This is a genomic window from Novosphingobium sp. FW305-C-30-35, from assembly GCF_058783135.1.
Genome location: NZ_JBYSYJ010000001.1, coordinates 1,521,116 through 1,540,375, shown reverse-complemented (window position 1 = coordinate 1,540,375; position 19,260 = coordinate 1,521,116). Strand labels below are relative to the sequence as shown.

13 protein-coding genes are annotated in these 19,260 nt (G+C 65.1%); 9 read left to right on the top strand and 4 right to left on the bottom strand.

Annotation, left to right across the window (positions count from 1 at the left end; all coding sequences use genetic code 11):
- Positions 1 to 183: 183 nt before the first annotated feature.
- Together AC3WLM_RS07590 and AC3WLM_RS07585 are read left to right on the top strand one after the other, a co-directional pair.
- Positions 184 to 2,928, top strand: coding sequence for a [protein-PII] uridylyltransferase (locus tag AC3WLM_RS07590; protein ID WP_039333496.1), 2,745 nt, complete (start codon positions 184 to 186; stop codon positions 2,926 to 2,928).
- 58 nt (positions 2,929 to 2,986) lie between these two features.
- Entirely contained in the window at positions 2,987 to 3,547 is a 561-nt protein-coding gene (locus tag AC3WLM_RS07585) for a YqgE/AlgH family protein (RefSeq protein WP_039333498.1), read from the top strand.
- A 68-nt stretch (positions 3,548 to 3,615) separates the two neighbouring features.
- On the opposite strand, the gene AC3WLM_RS07580 is transcribed toward AC3WLM_RS07585, so the two are convergent.
- From AC3WLM_RS07580 to hflK, 3 genes are all read right to left on the bottom strand, one after another.
- Entirely contained in the window at positions 3,616 to 5,142 is a 1,527-nt protein-coding gene (locus tag AC3WLM_RS07580; RefSeq protein WP_492477040.1) for a Do family serine endopeptidase, read from the bottom strand.
- Between the two features lie 126 nt (positions 5,143 to 5,268).
- Positions 5,269 to 6,120, bottom strand: coding sequence for a protease modulator HflC (gene hflC, locus AC3WLM_RS07575; protein WP_039333500.1), 852 nt, complete (start codon positions 6,118 to 6,120; stop codon positions 5,269 to 5,271).
- A 1-nt stretch (position 6,121) separates the two neighbouring features.
- Complete coding sequence (hflK, locus tag AC3WLM_RS07570) at positions 6,122 to 7,237, bottom strand: protease modulator HflK (RefSeq protein ID WP_039333728.1); 1,116 nt, start codon at positions 7,235 to 7,237, stop codon at positions 6,122 to 6,124.
- Between the two features lie 361 nt (positions 7,238 to 7,598).
- Between hflK and AC3WLM_RS07565 the strand changes: the two genes are divergently transcribed.
- The 7 genes from AC3WLM_RS07565 to AC3WLM_RS07535 all read left to right on the top strand — a co-directional run bounded on the left by AC3WLM_RS07565 (position 7,599) and on the right by AC3WLM_RS07535 (position 16,356).
- Positions 7,599 to 8,366, top strand: a complete 768-nt coding sequence (locus AC3WLM_RS07565; protein ID WP_236727106.1) for an Mrp/NBP35 family ATP-binding protein — start codon at positions 7,599 to 7,601, stop codon at positions 8,364 to 8,366.
- A gap of 5 nt (positions 8,367 to 8,371) precedes the next feature.
- Positions 8,372 to 10,672 carry a xanthine dehydrogenase family protein molybdopterin-binding subunit gene (locus tag AC3WLM_RS07560; RefSeq protein WP_492477039.1) on the top strand — a complete coding sequence of 767 codons (2,301 nt, stop codon included), beginning with the start codon at positions 8,372 to 8,374 and terminating at the stop codon, positions 10,670 to 10,672.
- A 20-nt stretch (positions 10,673 to 10,692) separates the two neighbouring features.
- Entirely contained in the window at positions 10,693 to 11,709 is a 1,017-nt protein-coding gene (hemH, locus tag AC3WLM_RS07555; RefSeq protein ID WP_492477038.1) for a ferrochelatase, read from the top strand.
- 64 nt (positions 11,710 to 11,773) lie between these two features.
- Positions 11,774 to 13,183 carry a cytochrome P450 gene (locus tag AC3WLM_RS07550; protein ID WP_039333507.1) on the top strand — a complete coding sequence of 470 codons (1,410 nt, stop codon included), beginning with the start codon at positions 11,774 to 11,776 and terminating at the stop codon, positions 13,181 to 13,183.
- Positions 13,184 to 13,296: 113 nt separating this feature from the next.
- Complete coding sequence (rpsT, locus tag AC3WLM_RS07545) at positions 13,297 to 13,557, top strand: 30S ribosomal protein S20 (RefSeq protein ID WP_039333732.1); 261 nt, start codon at positions 13,297 to 13,299, stop codon at positions 13,555 to 13,557.
- A 548-nt stretch (positions 13,558 to 14,105) separates the two neighbouring features.
- Complete coding sequence (dnaA, locus tag AC3WLM_RS07540) at positions 14,106 to 15,524, top strand: chromosomal replication initiator protein DnaA (RefSeq protein ID WP_369821032.1); 1,419 nt, start codon at positions 14,106 to 14,108, stop codon at positions 15,522 to 15,524.
- Positions 15,525 to 15,588: 64 nt separating this feature from the next.
- The gene (locus tag AC3WLM_RS07535; RefSeq protein WP_039333510.1) at positions 15,589 to 16,356 is read left to right on the top strand and encodes a HesA/MoeB/ThiF family protein; all 768 of its coding nucleotides are present in this window, start codon (positions 15,589 to 15,591) and stop codon (positions 16,354 to 16,356) included.
- A gap of 76 nt (positions 16,357 to 16,432) precedes the next feature.
- On the opposite strand, the gene acnA is transcribed toward AC3WLM_RS07535, so the two are convergent.
- A complete protein-coding gene (gene acnA, locus AC3WLM_RS07530; RefSeq protein WP_039333512.1) occupies positions 16,433 to 19,105 on the bottom strand; it encodes an aconitate hydratase AcnA in 2,673 nt (890 codons plus the stop codon).
- Positions 19,106 to 19,260: the final 155 nt, after the last annotated feature.

The window sequence follows — 19,260 nt, the reverse complement described above, 5'->3', positions numbered from 1 at the left end:
CCCTCTTGCCTTGGCCAGGAGTGTGGACCTTTTTCCGAAGTGGACAATCCCTGCCTTGGAACAATACGCCCGACCTTCAGCACGCTGGCTGGGCCAGTTGGCCATACTTCTTTGATAGCTTGAGCCGGGAATGCCCCGTTTATCGGCTTACGCATCGGGGAATTGCGCGATAGAGCTTTGCTTATGATGCTTCCCCGGATTGCCAACCAGCGCGCCATCATTGACCGTCGGCAGCTTGCCGATGCCATCGCGGCGGCGTTCGCCGAGAAGGGCGAGAAATCGCGGCAGGCCGTGGTGGAGCTGCTGCGTACCGCGCTGGAAGACGGCCGCGCCGAGATCGCCCGCAGGCTGGAAGCCAAGCCTTCCTCGGGCACGGAAAGCGCGCAGGCGCAGGCCTTCCTTGTCGATCAGCTGGTCCGCATCATCTACGACCATGTCGTCGGGCGCATCTATCGCGCGAGCAATCGCTCGATGGGCGAGCGTATCGCGGTGATCGCGGTTGGCGGCTACGGGCGCGGAGAAATGGCGCCGCATTCGGACGTCGACATCGCGTTCGTCACGCCGATCAAGCCGACATCGTGGTGCGAGCAGGTGATAGAGGCGCTGCTCTATTTCCTGTGGGACCTAGGCCTCAAGGTCGGCCATTCCAGCCGCTCGCTCGACGAGGTCGTGCGCATGGCCAAGAGTGACCTGACCATCCGCACCGCGCTGCTCGAAGGGCGCTATGTCTGGGGTGATCGTGACCTTTTCGACAGCGCGTCGGCCCGTTTCTGGGCGGAAGTCGTCAATGGCACCGAAAAGCAGTTCGTCGCCGAGAAACTGCAGGAGCGGAACGACCGGCACAAGCGGCTGGGCGACAGCCGCTATGTCGTCGAACCCAACGTGAAGGAGGGCAAGGGCGGTCTGCGCGACCTGCACACGCTCTACTGGATCGGCAAGTACATCCACAAGGTGCGCGACGCCTCGGAGCTGGTCGACGTCGGCCTGCTCACGGCAGAGGAATATCGCGCCTTCCGCCGTGCCGAGAACTTCTTCTGGGCGGTGCGATGCCATCTGCACACCATCACCAGGCGTGCGGAAGACCGGCTGACCTTCGACCTGCAGCGCGAAGTCGCCACCCGCATGAATTTCGCCGATCGCCCCGGCAAGAGCGCGGTCGAGCGGTTCATGCAGTACTTCTTCCTGCAGGCGAAACAGGTCGGCTCGTTGACCGGGGTGTTCCTGGCACAGCTTGACGGGCAGTTCGCCAAGGAAAAGCGCGGCTTCCTCGCCGCCTTGCGCAGCCGCCGTCGCAAGAAGGTGGGGCCGTTCGTGATCGAGGCGGGCAAGCTGGCCGCGCCATCCGACACGACCTTCCAGGAAGATCCGGTCAGGCTGCTGGAGCTGTTTTCCTGTGCTGCATCGGAACAGGTCGAGATCCATCCGGAAACCATGCGCATCGCCCGGCGGGATTCGGGCCTGATCGACGCCGCGCTGCGCAAGGATCCGCGCGCCAATGCGCTGTTCATGGAGACGCTGACCAGCCGCAACGATCCCGAAACAGTGCTGCGCTGGATGAACGAGGCGGGCGTGTTCGGCCGTTTTGTGCCCGACTTCGGCCGGGTCGTCGCGCAGATGCAGTTCGACATGTATCATCACTACACGGTCGACGAGCATACCATCCGCGCGATCGGCCTGCTGGCGCGCATCGAGAAGGGTGAGGTCAAGGACGATCACCCGCTGGCCAGCGAAGTGGTCAGCAAGGTCGCCTCGCGCCGCGTGCTCTATGTCGCAACGCTGCTGCACGACATCGCCAAGGGCCGTCAGGGTGACCATTCGGTGCTTGGCGCGGAAGTGGCGATGAAGCTGTGCCCACGCCTCGGCCTGTCGGCTGCCGAGACCGAAGCGGTGGCCTGGCTGGTGCGCTGGCACCTCTTGATGAGCGCAACGGCGTTCAAGCGCGATCTGGCCGATTACAAGACCATCGCCGATTTCGTGAACACGGTGCAGAGCCAGGAGCGCCTGCGCCTGCTGCTGATCCTGACCGTGGTCGACATTCGTGCGGTGGGGCCGGGCGTGTGGAATTCGTGGAAGCGGCAGCTGCTGGGCGACCTGTTCGTTTCGGCAGAGGAAATGCTGCGGCTGGGCCACAAGACCCATGGCCGTGCCGAACGCATCGCCGCCAAGAAGAAGGCCGTCGCCACGATCCTGCGCGAGCGCGATGCGCTGATCGGGACGGTCGGCAAGCAGCTTGGCGATGCATACTGGATTGCCGAGCCGGAAGACATCATCGCGCTCAACCTCCAGCAGATGGACACCGCGCTGGGTGAGCCGCTTTCGGTGGAGGCGCACTGGTATCCGGCACGCGGGGCCACGCTAGTCACGGTGCTGGCGGCGGACCACCCCGGCCTGTTCTACCGCATCGCCGGGGGCATCCACCTTGCCGGTGGCAACATCATCGATGCGCGCATCCACACCGCCCGGAACGGCACTGCGGTCGACAATTTCCTCGTGCAGGACCCCTTGGGCCGCCCGCTCAACGAAGCCAGCCAGATCGCGCGGCTGAAGAATGCGATTGCCGATGCGCTGGCCAACCGGGTGAAGCTGGTGCCACAACTGGCCGCACGTCCGCTGGCGCGGCCACGTGCGGATGCGTTTGACGTGCGCCCGATCGTGATCTTCGATAACAAGGCCTCGAACCGCTTCACCGTGATCGAGGTGGGCGCGCGGGATCGCCCGGCGCTGCTCAACCAGCTTGCCCGCGCGCTTTTCGAGGCGCGGCTGGTGGTCCATTCGGCACACATCGCCACCTATGGCGAACGCGCGGTCGACACGTTCTACGTTACCGACGTGCTGGGCGAGAAGATCGACAGCGAGAGCCGGATGAAGACCGTCGAGAAGCGACTGCTCGAAGCGGCCGAGGATCGCAAGGTCAAGGCGGCGGCGTGATTGCCTGAGGCGATGACCGCACTCGCAATCGCCAAGCCGCGTCCCTATGTCATCAGGGATGAGTGAAGCCGAATATCTTTCCGGACGTCTGCTGCTGGCCATGCCGGGCATGGGCGATGCGCGATTCGATCATGCCGTGGTGGCGATGTGCGTGCATGACGAGCACGGGGCGCTGGGGATCGGCATCGGCCATGTGCGCGACGGGATCACCTTGCACGGGCTGCTGGAAGACGTTGGCATCGATCCCGGCGTCGCGCCCGATGTGCCCATTCTCAACGGCGGCCCGGTAGAGACGGCGCGCGGCTTCGTGCTGCATTCGAACGACTGGGGCGGCGAGGGCAGCGTCACGGTCAATTCGCTGTGCGACCTCTCGGCTTCGATGGATGTGCTGCGTGCGATTGCCGAAGGGCGCGGGCCGAGCCGCTATCTTGTGGCCTTGGGCTACGCCGGATGGGGTGCAGGGCAGCTGGAAGGCGAGATGCGGCGCCATGGCTGGTACGCGGCGCAAGGGCGCCCGGAGATCCTGTTCGAGACGCCGACCGGGCGGCGCTGGCAGCAGGCGTGGAAGCGCGAGGGCATCGATCCTTCGCACCTCGTGGCGCAGACCGGCAGCGCCTGAACTCCGGCCTAACAAAAGAGCCGCCCCATCGCTGGAGCGGCTCTTCCGATTCTTGCTTCTGACTGCGATCAGCGCACGCGCACGGGCACGTATTGCGCTGGCGCGCCACGGCGCTGGATGCGAAGGAGCACGGCTTCGCGGCCTTCGGTCTTGGCCTGGCGGACGATACGTTCGAGATCCGCAATCGAGGCGACGTTGACGTAGTTTGCCGAAAGCACGATGTCGCCGCGCTGCAGGCCCTTGGCTCCGGCATCGGATGACGCATCGACGGCTGTGATGACCACGCCCTTTGCGTCCTCTCCCGCGCCCAACTGGCGGGCGATCTGCGGCGTGAGCGGAATTGCCGCTACGCCAAGCGAGGACTGCAGGACGCTTCCGCTCTGCTGCTGCTGCTTGCCGCCGAAGCCGCCATCTTCCTGCGCGTCGGGGTCGAAGCTCTGCTGGGCGAGTTCTTCCTCGGTCGGGCGCTTGCCGACCACGGTCTGGATGGTCAGGCGCTGCCCATTGCGGAGCAGTTCGATCGGGATACGCTTGCCGGGGGTGGTGTTGGCGACAATGAACGACAGGGTCTGGTCAGGCGTAACGTCCTTCCCATCGACCTTCACCACCACGTCACCGGCCTGCATGCCAGCCTTGGCAGCAGCTTGGCCTGGCTCTACCGCCTGAATGAACTCGCCACGGTTCTTCGGCAGACCGAGCGAGGCGGCAAGGTCTTCCGACAGTGGCTGGATACGCACGCCGAGATAGCCTCGATCGATTGTCTGGCCTGCGCGCAGCTTGTCGACGATGGGCGCGGCGATCTCTGCCGGAATGGCAAAGCCGATGCCGACCGATCCGCCGGTGGGCGAGAAGATGGCGTTGTTGATGCCGATGACGTTGCCGGCCATGTCGAACATCGGGCCACCCGAGTTGCCCCGGTTGATCGAGGCATCGGTCTGCAGATAGCGGTCATAGGCCGAGCCCGAACCGGTGTTGCGATAGACCGCCGAGATAATGCCCTGCGTGACAGTGCCGCCGAGGCCGAAGGGGTTGCCGATGGCGATCACCCAGTCACCCACGCGCGCCTTTCGCGAATCGCCGAACTTGACGAAGGGGAAGGGCGTCGGTCGGCTGATCTTGAGCACGGCGAGGTCCGATGCGGCATCCTTGCCGATCAGCTTGGCGGGGTATTCAGTACCGTCGGGAGTGGTCACGGTGATCGATTCGACCTCGCCCTGCCCATCTGCGGTGATGACGTGGTTGTTGGTCACCACGTAGCCATCGGCCGAAATGATGAAGCCCGAGCCCAGCGACTGGGCTTCTCGCGTCTGCGGGCCACCCTGACCGCCACCGAACAGGTCGCCAAAGGGCGTTCCGGCAAACGGGTTGTTGTTCTGCACCTTCACGCGCTGGCGAGTGGAGATGTTCACCACCGCCGGCTGGAGTTGCTGCGTGAGGTCGGCAAAGCTCGACGGCGCGCCAGCGCGGGGAACGACGCTGCGCATTTCCGACTGGTCGTTCTGCGCGACTTGCGCGCCTGCCGGGAAGCCTGTCACCAGGGTCAGTGCGCTGCCTGCGAGCAGCAGCGCCGAAGTCACACCATAAGCGTATCGCACGTGGCCTGGTCCTCTTTGTCTATCATGCGCCGGGGGCGGCGCGGCTGACTTGTGCCAAAGTCGATTCACCCCCCTTGCGATGAACGGACTTTGAATGACGATGTTCCGTACCGTTCAGCTTGGGGATTACTTGCCCTTGAACTGCTTGAGGTACTCGTTGTCGGGCGAAAGCACGATCGAGGTGCTTGATCCCTTCTGCGCAAAGGTTGCGTCGTAGCTCTGCATCGCGCGGTAGAAATCGTAGAACGCCGGGTCCTTGTTGAAGGCATCGGCATAGGTCTTGGCCGCGGTCGCTTCGGCCGTGGCGCGGATGATCTGCGCCTGCTTCTGGCCTTGCGCGCGTATCGTGGCGGCTTCCTGCTGGCGCGCGGTGGCCATCCGGGTGAACGCGGATTCGAGCGGGGTGCCTTCGGGAAGGTCGGCCCGCTTGATGCGCACGTCGATCACCTGTGCGCCATACTCGCGCGCCTCGCGGTCGAGCCCCTCGCGGATCTGCTCCATCGCGCGGCCACGGTCGGCAGTGAGCAGCGAGCCGAACGTGCGCTTGCCCAGTTCCTGACGCAAGGCGGAGTTGAGGATCGGCTGGAGCTGTTCGGCGACGCGTTCGGTCGTCCCGGCGGTCTGTACCATGCGCACCGGATCGATGATGCGGAAGCGGGCAAACGCGTCCACTTCGAGGCGGCGCTGGTCGGCCGAGAGCACCTGCTGGCGCTCCATGTCGAGATCAAGGATCCGCTTGTCGACATTGACCACCTTTTCCATGAACGGAATCCGCAGGACGATACCCGCGCCGGTCTGGCCGAAATCGGTCTTGGGTTCGAACCTGTTGACCACGCGGTTGGGCTGGCCGAGGCGGATGATCACCGCCTGCGTTTTCTCATCGACCACGGTGAGGCAGCTGGCGGCCGCCAGCAGGGCAACGCCTGCGGCGATGACGACGGCCTTGCGTTCGGCCCAAAAGGTCTGGATCGCGCTCATCTTACTGACCCCCTTCCTGCGGCTTCTGGCTGCGCTTCATTTCGGGCAGAGGCAGGTAGGCCTGGGTATTGGGCGTCTCGACGATCACCTTGTCGGTCTGGCTCAGCACACGCTCCATTGTTTCGTAGTACATGCGGCGACGGGTAACTTCGGGGGCGAGCTTGTACTGCTCGTAGACCTTGTCGAACGCGGTCGCTTCACCGCCAGCGCGGGCGGTGAGCTGTTGCGCCCAGGCTTGCGCCCGGTTGATCTCGCTCTGCGCGTCCTGCTGGGCGGCGAGCACTTCCTTGAAGGCATCGACGACCTTGGCCGGCGGATCGGTCTTCTTGATGTCAACGCCCTGGATGACGACCCCCGAGCGATAGGCATCGAGCACGCGCTGCATGCGCTCGCGCACGTTGAGTTCGATCTGCGCGCGGCCCGAGCCCATCACGTCGTTGAGGTTAACCTCGGCGATGGACTGGCGCATCGCGGCCTCGGCCACTTCGCGCACGGTCTGGTCAGGGTCGGCCAGCTGGAACATGTAGAGCTTCAGGTCCTTGATGTTCCAGCGGACGAGATAGGTGAGGTCAACCAGGTTCTGGTCGGCGGTGAGCATCAGCTTCTCGCCATCGCCCTCGGGGATCGATTCGCGGCGGATCGAGGTCACGTCCTCGACCTTGACCGACTGGATCGGCCAGGGAAGCGTGACCGCAGTGCCGGAATCCAGCGTGCGCGAATAGGAACCGAAAGTGGTGACCACGCCCTTTTCCTGCGGGGCGATCAGGTGGACCATCGAGGTGCCGAGGAATGCCAGCACGATGAGGCCGACCACGACCGGAGCCCACGACTTGCCATCGGGGCGCTGCGGCAGGCGCGGGATGTTGGGGCCACGGCCGCCGCCACCGTTGCCGCCACCCTTGCGGTTGCGGAAGATGTCTTCGATGTTCGGGCCACGCCGTCCGCTGTCCTTCGGACCATCGCCGGATTGCGGCGGGAGCCAGGGATTGCGCGGGCCTTCGGCACCCGGCGCCGCCGGCGGTGGTGTGGTGTCAGGAGCGTCACCGGAGGACCCGGCGCTCGATGTGGGCGCGTCGTTGCCGCCGCCCGAACCCCAGGGGCTTTTCTTGCCTGTCATGAAAAGGCCCGTCTCCCGGCCAAAGCGCGCGATCATTCCGCCCAAGTCTGTCATGACTTAGGTTATAGGAACCCTGCTCGTGAAAAACAGTGTCCATTCCCGAAAATTCATCTGCTAGGGCCGAACGAACAGCTCTGGGATGGAGCGGAACACGGGAAATGGCGTGAGCATCGACGAACAGGCACTGCGCAATGCGCTCGGGGAAGTGGCAGGGGACCGCCTGCAGACGGTGAAAGTGGCGGACGATACTGCGACTGTCATGCTTGAAGTCGGCGGGCTGGAGCGGCTCGATCGCGACAAGCTGGAAATGGCGGTGCGCGACGCTGCGCGCAAAGCGGGCGTTGGCGATTTGCGCCTTGGCATGACGGCAGAGCGCAAGTCGCGCGTGATCATCGCGGTGGGATCGGGCAAGGGTGGCGTCGGCAAGTCGACGCTGTCGGCCAATCTGGCGGTCGCCTTGCACCGGCTCGGGCGCAAGGTCGGTCTGGTCGATGCCGACATCTATGGCCCATCGCAGCCGCGCCTGCTCCTTACCGAAGGCCGCAAGCCGGAGGCCGAGGACAACAAGATCCATCCGATCCCCTCGCCCTATGGCGTGCCGATGCTGTCGATGGGACATCTGGTGCAGCCGGGGCAAGCAATCGCGTGGCGTGGGCCGATGGCGGGCAATGCGCTGGGCCAACTGATCGACGCGCACTGGGGCGAGGTGGAGATCATCGTCGTCGACCTGCCGCCGGGCACTGGTGACGTGCAACTGACCATGCTTTCGAAGCATAAGCCGGCCGGTGCGGTGATCGTCTCTACCCCGCAGGACCTGGCGCTGATGGATGCGACCCGCGCGATCGGCCTGTTCGAGCAGGGCAAGGTGCCGATCATCGGCATGGTCGAGAACATGGCCGGCTACATTTGCCCCCATTGCGGCGAAGAGAGCGATCCGTTCGGCGTGGGCGGAGCAGAAGCGGCAGCAAAGACGATGGGCCTGCCGTTTCTCGGTCGCGTCCCGCTCGATATGGCGATCCGGCGCGAGAGCGATGCAGGCAATCCCCCTGCCGCAGGTGACAGCCCGCAGGCCGAGGCATTCCTGTCGATCGCGCGCTCGGTCCTCGCCTGGCTCGACGGGAAGCGCTGAACTTCATGCGCCTGACGCGGCGAGGGATGCTGGTGGGAGCGGGAGTGGGCGGCGCCCTGCTCATCGCCTTCCCGCTGATCCCGCGCCGCCATCCCGTGCCGCTGCAGGCGGGCAAGGGCGAGCATGTCGTCGATGCTTTCCTGAAGGTCGGCAGGGTCAAGGGTGGAAAGGACTGCGTGCTCACCGTCGCCGTTCCGTTCTGCGAGATGGGGCAAGGCATCACCACGCTGGTCGCGCAGATCGTGGCGGACGAGGCCGGAGCCGACTGGCGCAAGGTGGCGGTGGAAGCCGCGCCGATCGGCCCCGCCTATGCCGATCCGGTCCTTTCGGCAAAGTGGGCACCGTTGTGGATGCCTGCCTTTGCCTCGCTGGGACAGGACGCAGACGGGATGCTGGCGCGGCTCCATGCCGAGCGCGGGCCATTGGTGATCACGGCCGACGGCACGGCGCTGGCGGCTTTCGAAACGCCCTTGCGAGAGGCGGGTGCGGCGCTGCGGGCGATGATGGCACAGGCGGCGGCAGACAAGTGGGGCGTCGGCTGGGAGGAGTGCGAGACGAAAGGCAGCTTCGTTTCGCATCAGAACAAGCGCCTGTCGTTTGCCGAACTGCTTGATGCAGCAGTGGACTACGATCCCCCGGACGTGCCCGTGCTGCGCGCCGAGCCGCCGCGCGAGAAGCCCGGGCAGTTTCCTGAAGGATCGCCGCCCAGCCATCCGCGGCTCGACCTGCCTGCCAAGGTCGATGGCAGCTTCACCTTCGCCGGGGACGTTCGCCTGCCCGGGATGGTCTACGCGGCGATCGCGCATGGGCCGCAAGGGGCAAGCGTGCTGTCGAGCTATGACAAGCAGGCTGCAGCGTCGGTTCGGGGCCTTGTCGGCGTGGTCCATGCCAAGCGCTGGCTGGCAGCGGTCGCAACCGACTGGTTCAGTGCCGACAAGGCGGTGCGGGCGATGGAGCCGCGTTTCAAGGCCGACGGCCCGATTGCCGATGCCGAGAAAGTGCTGGTTGCGCTCGACAAGGCGCTGACCAAGGGGGAGCCGCAGCGGCTTCTGGCCGAGGGCGATCCCGACGCGCTGCTCGCCAGACCATCGCTTACGGCGCGCTATGATGTCGAACCGGCGTTCCATGCGCCGCTGGAGACCGCCAGCGCCACGGCGCGGATACGGTATGGGTTGCTTGAGCTGTGGATCGCGACGCAGGCCCCGGAACGGGCAAGACGTGCGGCGGCCCGGGCGGCAGGTCTCTCGCGCCGGGACGTGATCGTCTATCCGATGCACGCCGGCGGCAGTTTCGATGCACGGCTCGACGTGCGCATTGCCGCAGAAGTGGCGGCGATCTGCACGGTCATCGGCAAGCCGGTGCAACTGACGTACTCGCGCTGGCAGGAATCGTTGGCGGGCATCCCGCGCACGCCGGTTTCGGCGCAGCTCGACGGGGCGTTGAGTCCGGACAAGACGCAGGTGCTCGGCTGGCGGGCGCGGCTTGCGGTGCCGGCAACAGCAGTTGAATCCGGCGCGCGTCTGCTTGATGGCTGGGGGGTGAGCCAAGCGCTCGAGCTGCAGGATCGGGTTGATCCGATGGCGTGCGAAGGCGCGATGCCACTCTATCGCATTCCGGAAAAGGCGGTGGAGCAGGTGCCGCTGGCGCTGCGCCAGCCAACGGCGCGCTTCCGCGGGCAGGCGCACGGCTATACCGCGTTCTTCACCGAAAGCTTCGTTGACGAGCTGGCGCATGCGGCGGGCAAGGAACCGCTGTCGTTCCGCGTCGGCATGCTCGAGGGTGAGCCGCGGCTGGTGGCCTGCCTGCAAGGTGCCGGACGCCTGGCGCAATGGGGCGGAGGCATCGAGGCCTCGGGGCAGGGGATTGCCTGCCACCAGATGGAACTGGCCACGGGCGGTGGGGCCGTGCGCAAGGGACTGATCGCGGTCGTCGCCACCGCGCGCAGCGAAGCCGGCGTCGTGCGGGTGGACCGCTTGAGTGCGTATGTCGACATCGGGCGCATCGTCAACGTGAGCCTTGCCCGGCAACAGATTGAAGGCGGGTTGATGTTCGGCCTTGACCACGCGGTCGGCGGGGCGAGCGGCTATGCCAGGGGGCGGCCCTTGGCGGGCAGACTCTCGCAATTGGGGCTACCCCTGCTTGCCGATTGCCCCAAGGTTGATATTGCCTTTGCCGACAGCAACGAAGACCCGTTCGACCCCGGCGAGCTGGGCATGGTCGCGGTGGCTCCTGCCATTGCCAATGCCCTGTTCTCCGCCACGGGCGTGCGCTTCCGCCGCCTGCCCCTGATTTCCGAAGGCCTTTGAGCCTCTTCCCAAGGATTGCAATGGAACGTCCTGCCGATCACCCCAATGTGCTTACCGGCAAGGTCGGCGTGCTTGTCGTCAACCTCGGCACGCCCGACGCGCCCGATGTCGATTCGGTCAAGCGCTACCTCAAGGAGTTCCTGTCCGATCCGCGCGTGGTGGAGATCCCCAGGCTGATCTGGCAGCCGATCCTGCGCGGCATCATCCTCAACACGCGGCCGAAGAAGTCGGCACATGCCTATTCGCAGGTGTGGAGCGAGGACGGCTCGCCGCTGGCTGCGATCACCAAGGCGCAGGCCGGTGCGTTGCAGGAACGTCTGGGCGATGCGGCGATCGTGCGCCATGCGATGCGCTATCAGTCGCCGTCGATGGCCAAGGAGCTCGACGCGCTGGTGGCAGCGGGGTGCGAGCGCATTCTGGTGGCCCCGCTCTATCCGCACTATTCGGGCGCGACGACCGCATCGGCGCTGGACGCCCTGGCCGACTGGATCAAGCTGCGTCGTCGTCTGCCCGCGCTGCGCACGCTACCGCCCTATCACGATGATCCAGCCTTTATCGGTGCGCTTCATGCCGACATGACGCGGCAGATGGCCGCGCTGGACTTTGCGCCGGAACTGTTGCTGCTGAGCTATCACGGCATGCCCGAGCGCACGCTCTACCTTGGCGATCCATACCACTGCCACTGCCAGAAGACTTCGCGCCTGCTGTCGGAGCGGTTCGCGCAGAGCCATCCTGGTTTGCGGCTGGTCACGACGTTCCAATCACGCTTCGGGCGGGCCAAGTGGCTCGAGCCTGCAACCGATGCCGTGCTGGCGGTTGAGGCCGAGAAGGGAACGAAGCGCGTGGTCATCGCCGCGCCGGGCTTTTCGGCGGACTGTCTGGAGACGCTGGAAGAGCTGGCGATTCGCGGCAAGGAAGACTTCGAGGCGGCGGGCGGTACGCACTTCGCCGCGCTCGAGTGCCTCAACGCCGGGCAGGCCGGCATGGACCTGCTGGAGACGATGGCACGGCGCGAGCTGGCGGGCTGGATCGAATAAGGCTCTTGGCCGCTGCTGACAGGCGTGTTAATTGACCGGTTAAACCAGAACGCCGGGAGACACCATGGCCAGCATCGCACCCGAGGCTGCTGCTAACCTGCATACAGAACGCGCCAATCCGCACTGGGTACGGCTGGGCGGCGATCACAAGCTTGACCATATTCCTGGCGACGACGGCTGGCCCGTGCTCGGCACCACGCTGAAGCAACTGGCCGATCCGCTGGGCTTCCAGAAGCGCATGGTCGAAGCTTACGGCCCGGTTTTCCGCACGCGCAGCTTCGGTCGGCGCGGGGTCAACCTGATCGGAGCCGATGCCAACGAACTGGTGCTGTTCGATCGCGACAAGCTGTTCTCGAACGAGCAGGGCTGGGGGCCGGTGCTGAACCTGCTGTTCCCGCGCGGGCTGATGCTGATGGATTTCGAGGCACACCGGGTTGACCGGCGGGCCTTGTCGATCGCGTTCAAGCCCGAGCCGATGCGGGCCTATTGCGGGGTACTGAATACCGGGATTGCCTCGGCGATGGAGCAGTGGGCCAAGAGCACTGGGAATGGCTCGATGCGCTTTTACGACGCGATCAAGGCGCTCACGCTGGACACGGCGGCATCGAGCTTCCTCGGCCTGCCGCTGGGGCCTGAGGCAGACCGGCTGAACAAGGCCTTCGTCGACATGGTGCAGGCCTCGGTCGGCGTGGTGCGCAAGCCGCTGCCCTTCACCAAGATGGGCAAGGGCGTGGCCGGGCGACGGCTGATGGTCGACTACTTCGGGCGGCTGGTGCGCGAGCGTCGGGCCAATCCGGGGCAGGACATGTTCAGCCAGTTCGCGCTCGCGACCCGAGACGACGGCTCGTTGCTGCCGGAGGACGTGGTGGTCGATCACATGATCTTCCTGATGATGGCGGCGCACGACACGATCACCTCTTCAGCAACGGTGCTGTTCTGGCAGCTGGCCAGGAACCCCGGGTGGCAGGACCGCCTGCGGGCCGAGGCGCGCGCGGTGACGGGAGGGGATGGCCTGCCCTTGGCCTACGAGGACCTTGGGCGGATGGAACTGACCGAGATGGCCTTCAAGGAAGCGCTGCGCTTCATGCCGCCGGTGCCGAACATGCCGCGCCGGGCGCTGCGGGACTTCCGCTTCGGCGGCTATGACATTCCGGCCGGGACCCCGATCGGGATCAGTCCGGCAGCGGTTCATGCCGATCCGGCTCACTGGGAATCGCCCGAGATCTTCGATCCCATGCGCTTTACCGCGGACAAGGTGGCGGCGCGGCACAAGTATGCCTGGGTGCCGTTCGGCGGCGGCGCGCACATGTGCCTGGGGCTGCATTTTGCCTATATGCAGGTCAAGCTTCTGGCCAATCACATCCTCACGCGATTCGAGGTGCGGATGGCCGCCGGTGCCGAGCCGCTGTGGCAGGCCTGGCCGATCCCGAAGCCGCGTGACGGCCTGAGGGTGGAGATGCGCCGAATCTGTTGACGATTCGGGTGTCCACAGTTATGGGGCGCGCTTTCCGGCGGGACATCCCGCCACTGGATGAGATTCACGCGGTCGCTCCTGGCGCCCGCCAAGGCACGAGAAACAGGAAGACCATGGCCAACACGCCGCAAGCCCGCAAGCGTATCCGTCGCAATGAACGTCGCGCCGAAATCAACGGCAACCGCCTTTCGCGCATCCGCACCTTCGTGAAGAAGGTCGAGACTGCACTGGCTGGCGGCGACAAGACGGCTGCTGCTGCGGCGCTGAAGGAAGCCCAGCCCGAGCTGGCGCGTGGCGTTGCCCGTGGCGTGCTCCACAAGAACACCGTCGCGCGCAAGATGTCGCGCCTGTCGAAGCGCGTCGCCGCGCTCTGACTTTGGCAGGATGATTCGCTGCTCGAAGCGGCGGACATTCTTCCAGAGCGGCACAAATAAAGAACATGGTCGGCGATGATTTCGCCGGCCATTTTCATTTGTGTGCCTACTGATCCGCAGTCTTCCGCATTGTTACATTGTGCAGTCGCAACAAGTCACGGAATCTACGCGATTCGCATGACCGTGCATGACTGCATAAGTAAAAAGCCTTAGTTTTCAGCTATTTGATGCATCTCGGCGGGTTAGGGCGAGTCAAGGGCATTTATTTCAGTTTTTTTGCTCCCTGCCCGCTTGCGCGAAGGGGGCGAACCCCAATAGACAATGCGGACCGGGGGCGGGAATCACTGCCACTTGGTGTCACTTGAAATTTCATCGAACAGGGTCTGCTGCGCCTTGTGCGGCAGAGCAGGGGCATTTTGTGTCTGCGTGCCGGGGAAGCGCGCGGGCCAATTCAGTCGAGGCAGCGAAGCGTGAAAGTAGACGATTTCGCAGGGGGAAGCGCGGTCAGCGCCATGGCGACCACTGCCAAGGGCGAAGGCGAGCGTAGCATGACGGGCAAGAAGGGACGTGACAGCACAATGATCGAGGACCAGGAAGCGCTGGATCTGGCAGCAGACTGGGCCGACATCAGCCAGGGTCTGAAGAAGGACCTTGGGCCGCAACTCCACGCGCAGTGGATCAAGCCGATCCAGCTCGGTTCGTTCTGCAAGGAAACCGGGACGCTCGACCTGTTCCTGCCGACCGAATTCTCGGCGAACTGGGTGGCCGATCGGTTCGCCGATCGCCTCAGCCTTGCCTGGAAGATCGCACGCTCTGAAGTGCGCCAGGTGCGCATCACCGTCCACCCGCGCCGCCGCTCGATGCCGGAGCTGCGTGTCGGTGGCGAAGCGCCGATCGCGCCGCGCGCTCCGGTTCACGCTGCTCCGGCGATGCTCGATTCGGCGCTGTCCGGTCTCGACCCTTCGCTGACTTTCGCCGAGTTCGTCTCCGGCTCCGCCAACGTGCTGGCGGTCAACGCGGCGCAGCGCATGGCCGCGGTCGAGACCCCGCAGTTCTCGCCGCTCTACCTCAAGGGCTCGACCGGACAGGGCAAGACCCACCTGCTCCACGCCATCGGCCACGCCTTTGCCGCCAACAAGCCGGGCGCGCGCATCTTCTACTGCTCGGCAGAGCGGTTCATGATCGAATTCGTCCAGGCCATGCGCTCGAACGAGATGATCGAGTTCAAGGCCCGTCTGCGCGGCTTCGACATGCTGCTGGTGGACGACATCCAGTTCATCATCGGGAAAGCCAGCACGCAGGAGGAATTCCTCCACACGATCGATGCGCTGATGAGCGCAGGCAAGCGCCTCGTCGTCGCCGCTGACCGTGCGCCCCAAGCGCTGGACGGCGTCGAGCAGCGCCTGCTCTCGCGCCTGTCCATGGGTCTGGTGGCGGACATCCAGCCGGCCGACATCGAACTGCGCCGCAAGATTCTCGAGCATCGCCTGGGCCGCTTCGGCAACACGCAAGTGCCGGCGGACGTGATAGAGTTCCTCGCTCGCACCATCAACCGCAACGTGCGCGAGCTTGTCGGCGGTCTCAACAAGCTGATCGCCTATGCCCAGCTGACCGGGCAGCCGGTTTCGCTGCAGCTTGCTGAAGAGCAGCTGACCGACATCCTCTCGGCCAACCGCCGTCGCATTACCATCGACGAGATCCAGCGCACGGTCTGCCAGTTCTACCGCGTCGACCGCACGGAAATGGCCTCGAAGCGTCGTGCCCGTGCCGTGGTGCGTCCGCGCCAGGTTGCGATGTACCTCGCCAAGGTGCTGACGCCCCGCTCCTACCCGGAAATCGGCCGCAAGTTCGGCGGACGCGATCACTCGACCGTGATCCACGCCGTGCGCCTGATCGAGGAACTGCGCACCCGCGACGCCGACATGGACGGTGACGTGCGCACGCTGCTGCGGCAGCTGGAGGACTAAGAGAAAGGGAAATGCGAGGGTGATGACCCTCGCATTTCCCCTTCTTCTTCCCTAATTGCGTCGCATGACGCCAGACCGCTTAGACCGCTTCGCCCGCCATATCGTCCTGCCCGAAGTGGGTGCGATGGGGCAGGCGAAACTGGCGCAGAGCCATGCCGTGCTGATCGGCATGGGCGGCATTGGCTCGCCTGCGCTGCAGTACCTCGCGGGAGCAGGAGTTGGCCGCTTGACGCTGGTGGATGACGACGTGGTCGAGGCGAGCAACCTGCAGCGGCAGACCATCTATACCGAAGCCGACATCGGCAAGGCCAAGGCCGAGGCGGCAGCAGCGTGGGTCAAGGCCTTCGATCCAGCGCTGGAGGTTTCGGTGCATGTCCTGCGCATCAATCGCGACAACGCTGAAAGCCTGATCACCGGGGCGGATGTGGTGCTCGACGGCTGCGACAACTTCGCCACGCGGCTTGCCGTTTCGGACGCCTGCGTCAAGGCGGGTGTGCCGCTGACCAGTGCTGCGCTCGGGCGGTTCCAGGGGCAGGTGGCGAACTTTGCCGGTCATCGAGAGGACCATGCCTGCTACCGCTGTTTCGTTGGCGATGCCTTCGATGCCGAGGATTGCGATAGCTGCGCCGATCTTGGCGTGCTGGGCGCGATGGTCGGCATGGTCGGTGCGTTTGGCGCGATGGCGGCGATGCGGGTGCTGCTCGAGGGCGTATCGGCGCTCGGCGATCCCCAGTGGGGGCAATTGCACGTCATGGACGGCCTGAAGCCCTCGCTGCGCACGATGCGCATTGCGCGGGACCCCGAGTGCAAAGGCTGCGGCGTGCCTGCCTGAACGCCTCCTGAAGGCAAAGAAAAGGGCGCGAGGACCGAAGTCCCCGCGCCCTTTCTGTCTGGCCTGAAGCCGCTGCTTACGAGGCGAGCTTGCGCAGCACGTAGTGCAGGATGCCACCGTTCATGAAGTACTCGACTTCGTTGGCGGTATCGATGCGGCACAGCGCCGTGAAGGTCAGCTTGGTGCCGTCCTTGCGCGTCACTTCGACTTCCACGTCCTGGCGCGGCTGCAGGTTGGCAACGCCCTTGATGGTGAAGGTGTCGTCGCCCGAGAGCGCCAGCGAGTGGCGGTTCTGGCCTTCCTTGAACTGCAGCGGCAGCACGCCCATGCCGACGAGGTTCGAGCGGTGGATGCGCTCGAAGCTTTCGACGATCACGGCGCGAACGCCGAGCAGGTTGGTGCCCTTGGCCGCCCAGTCACGGCTGGAGCCAGTGCCGTATTCCTTGCCCGCGATGACCACGGTAGGCGTTCCGGCGGCCTTGTGCTTCATGGCCACGTCGTAGACCGAGCCGACCTCGTCGCCATAGCGCGAGAAGCCGCCTTCGACGCCGGGGACCATTTCGTTCTTGATGCGGATGTTGGCGAAAGTGCCGCGCATCATGACTTCGTGGTGGCCACGGCGCGCGCCGTAGGAGTTGAAGTCCGCCTTCGAGACCTGATGCTCCATCAGCCACTGGCCGGCGGGGCTGTCAGCCTTGATCGAACCGGCCGGCGAGATGTGGTCGGTGGTGATCGAATCGCCAAGGATCAGCAGCGGCTTGGCCTCGATGATGTCGCTGACCGGAGCCGGCGTCATCGACATGCCTTCGAAGTACGGCGGATTGGCGACATAGGTCGACCCGGCGCGCCACGAGTAGGTTTCCGAGCCGGTGACGTTGATCGCCTGCCAGTGCGCATCGCCCTTGTAGACGTCGGCATAGCGGGCCTGGAACATGGCGCGGTCCATGCAGCCGGCCATGGTGGTGGCGACTTCGCTGTTCGAGGGCCAGATGTCCTTGAGATAGACATCAACGCCGTCCTTGCTCTTGCCGATCGGGGTGGTGGTGAAGTCTTCGACCACGGTGCCCTTGAGCGCATAGGCAACAACCAGCGGCGGCGAGGCGAGGAAGTTGGCGCGCACGTCGGGGCTCACGCGGCCTTCGAAGTTGCGGTTGCCAGAGATCACGGCAGCGGCAACCAGGCCGTTGTCGTTGATCGCCTTGCTGATCGGCTCGGCGAGCGGGCCCGAGTTGCCTATGCAGGTGGTGCAGCCATAGCCGACGAGGTTGAAGCCAACCGCGTCGAGGTGTTCCTGCAGGCCAGCCTTGTTGAGGTAGTCAGTGACCACCTGCGAGCCGGGTGCCAGCGAGGTCTTGACCCAGGGCTTGGGCTTGAGGCCGAGTTCGTTGGCCTTCTTGGCGACGAGACCGGCAGCCACCAGCACGCCTGGATTCGAGGTGTTGGTGCACGAAGTGATCGCGGCGATGGTCACGTCACCGTCGCCGATGTCGAAGTCCTTGCCTTCGACGGGGACGCGGGCCGGGGTCTTCTTGTAGGTGTTGGCCATGTCGGCATTGAACACGTCGTCGACTTCGGGAAGCGACACGCGGTCCTGCGGACGCTTGGGGCCGGCGAGCGAGGGCACGACGGTGCCGAGGTCGAGTTCGAGGGTCGAGGAGAAGATTGGCTCGACGGCAGGATCGATCCAGAAGCCCTGCTCCTTGGCATAGGCTTCGACGAGCGCGATCTGCGCTTCCTCGCGGCCGGTCAGGCGCATGTAGTCGAGCGTCTTGTCGTCAATGCCGAAGAAGCCGCAGGTGGCGCCGTATTCCGGAGCCATGTTCGCGAGCGTCGCGCGATCAGCCAGCGACAGGGCGGCAAGGCCGGGGCCGTAGTATTCGACGAAGCGGCCGACCACGCCATGCTTGCGCAGCATGTTGGTGCAGGTCAGTACGAGGTCGGTCGCGGTGACGCCTTCCTTGAGCTCGCCGGTGAACTTGAAGCCCACGACTTCGGGGATGAGCATCGAGACCGGCTGGCCGAGCATCGCGGCTTCTGCCTCGATACCGCCCACGCCCCAGCCGAGCACGCCGAGGCCGTTGACCATGGTGGTGTGGCTGTCGGTGCCGACGCAGGTATCAGGGTAGGCAACCGTGACGCCGTTCTGGTCGGTCGAGGTCCACACGGTCTGGGCGATGTTCTCGAGGTTGACCTGGTGGCAGATCCCGGTGCCGGGAGGCACGGCGTAGAAGTTGTTGAGGCTCTTCGAACCCCACTTGAGGAAATCGTAGCGCTCCATGTTGCGCTGGTATTCGATTTCCATGTTCTCTTCGAAGGCCTTGGGGTGGCCGAATTCGTCCACCATGACCGAGTGGTCGATGACGAGGTTGACCGGCACCAGCGGGTTGATCTTGCTGGTGTCACCGCCGAGCGTGGCGATGGCATCGCGCATCGCGGCAAGGTCGACCACGCAGGGCACGCCGGTGAAATCCTGCAGCAGCACGCGCGCCGGGCGGTACTGGATCTCGCTGTTCGATTCGGTGGGGCTCTTCTGCCAGTCGACGATTGCCTTCACGTCATCGGTGGAGACGGTAAAGCCGCCATCCTCGAAGCGGAGAAGGTTTTCGAGAAGGACCTTCATCGAGAAGGGCAGGCGCGAAACGTCGCCGAACTTCTCCGAAGCCTTCTTGAGCGAATAATAGGCATAGTCCTTGCCGCCCACGTTCATCGTGCTGCGGGTGCCGAGCGTATCCTGTCCGACCTGGGTCATGGCTGTGCGTCTTCCCTCCTGTCGCGGCCGTTGCTGTACGGTGCCACGCGGGGAATCGCTCTTGGACCAAAGGCCCGTGGCGGCGCGGCGAGTTACGGCCTGAAAGCGAGAGGGCGATGCGCGCAAAGCGCGGGCACGTCAAGGGCGAGAGGGGC

Excerpts from the sequence above, each read along its gene's own strand:
- hflC (WP_039333500.1), bottom strand. The coding sequence starts at position 6,120 with ATGAGCGCGATCCAGACCTTTTGGGCCGAACGCAAGGCCGTCGTCATC.
- AC3WLM_RS07550 (WP_039333507.1), top strand. The coding sequence starts at position 11,774 with ATGGCCAGCATCGCACCCGAGGCTGCTGCTAACCTGCATACAGAACGC.
- AC3WLM_RS07590 (WP_039333496.1), top strand. The coding sequence starts at position 184 with ATGATGCTTCCCCGGATTGCCAACCAGCGCGCCATCATTGACCGTCGG.
- AC3WLM_RS07585 (WP_039333498.1), top strand. The coding sequence starts at position 2,987 with ATGAGTGAAGCCGAATATCTTTCCGGACGTCTGCTGCTGGCCATGCCG.
- hflK (WP_039333728.1), bottom strand. The coding sequence starts at position 7,237 with ATGACAGGCAAGAAAAGCCCCTGGGGTTCGGGCGGCGGCAACGACGCG.
- acnA (WP_039333512.1), bottom strand. The coding sequence starts at position 19,105 with ATGACCCAGGTCGGACAGGATACGCTCGGCACCCGCAGCACGATGAAC.
- AC3WLM_RS07535 (WP_039333510.1), top strand. The coding sequence starts at position 15,589 with ATGACGCCAGACCGCTTAGACCGCTTCGCCCGCCATATCGTCCTGCCC.
- rpsT (WP_039333732.1), top strand. The coding sequence starts at position 13,297 with ATGGCCAACACGCCGCAAGCCCGCAAGCGTATCCGTCGCAATGAACGT.
- AC3WLM_RS07560 (WP_492477039.1), top strand. The coding sequence starts at position 8,372 with ATGCGCCTGACGCGGCGAGGGATGCTGGTGGGAGCGGGAGTGGGCGGC.
- dnaA (WP_369821032.1), top strand. The coding sequence starts at position 14,106 with ATGACGGGCAAGAAGGGACGTGACAGCACAATGATCGAGGACCAGGAA.
- AC3WLM_RS07565 (WP_236727106.1), top strand. The coding sequence starts at position 7,599 with ATGACGGCAGAGCGCAAGTCGCGCGTGATCATCGCGGTGGGATCGGGC.
- hemH (WP_492477038.1), top strand. The coding sequence starts at position 10,693 with ATGGAACGTCCTGCCGATCACCCCAATGTGCTTACCGGCAAGGTCGGC.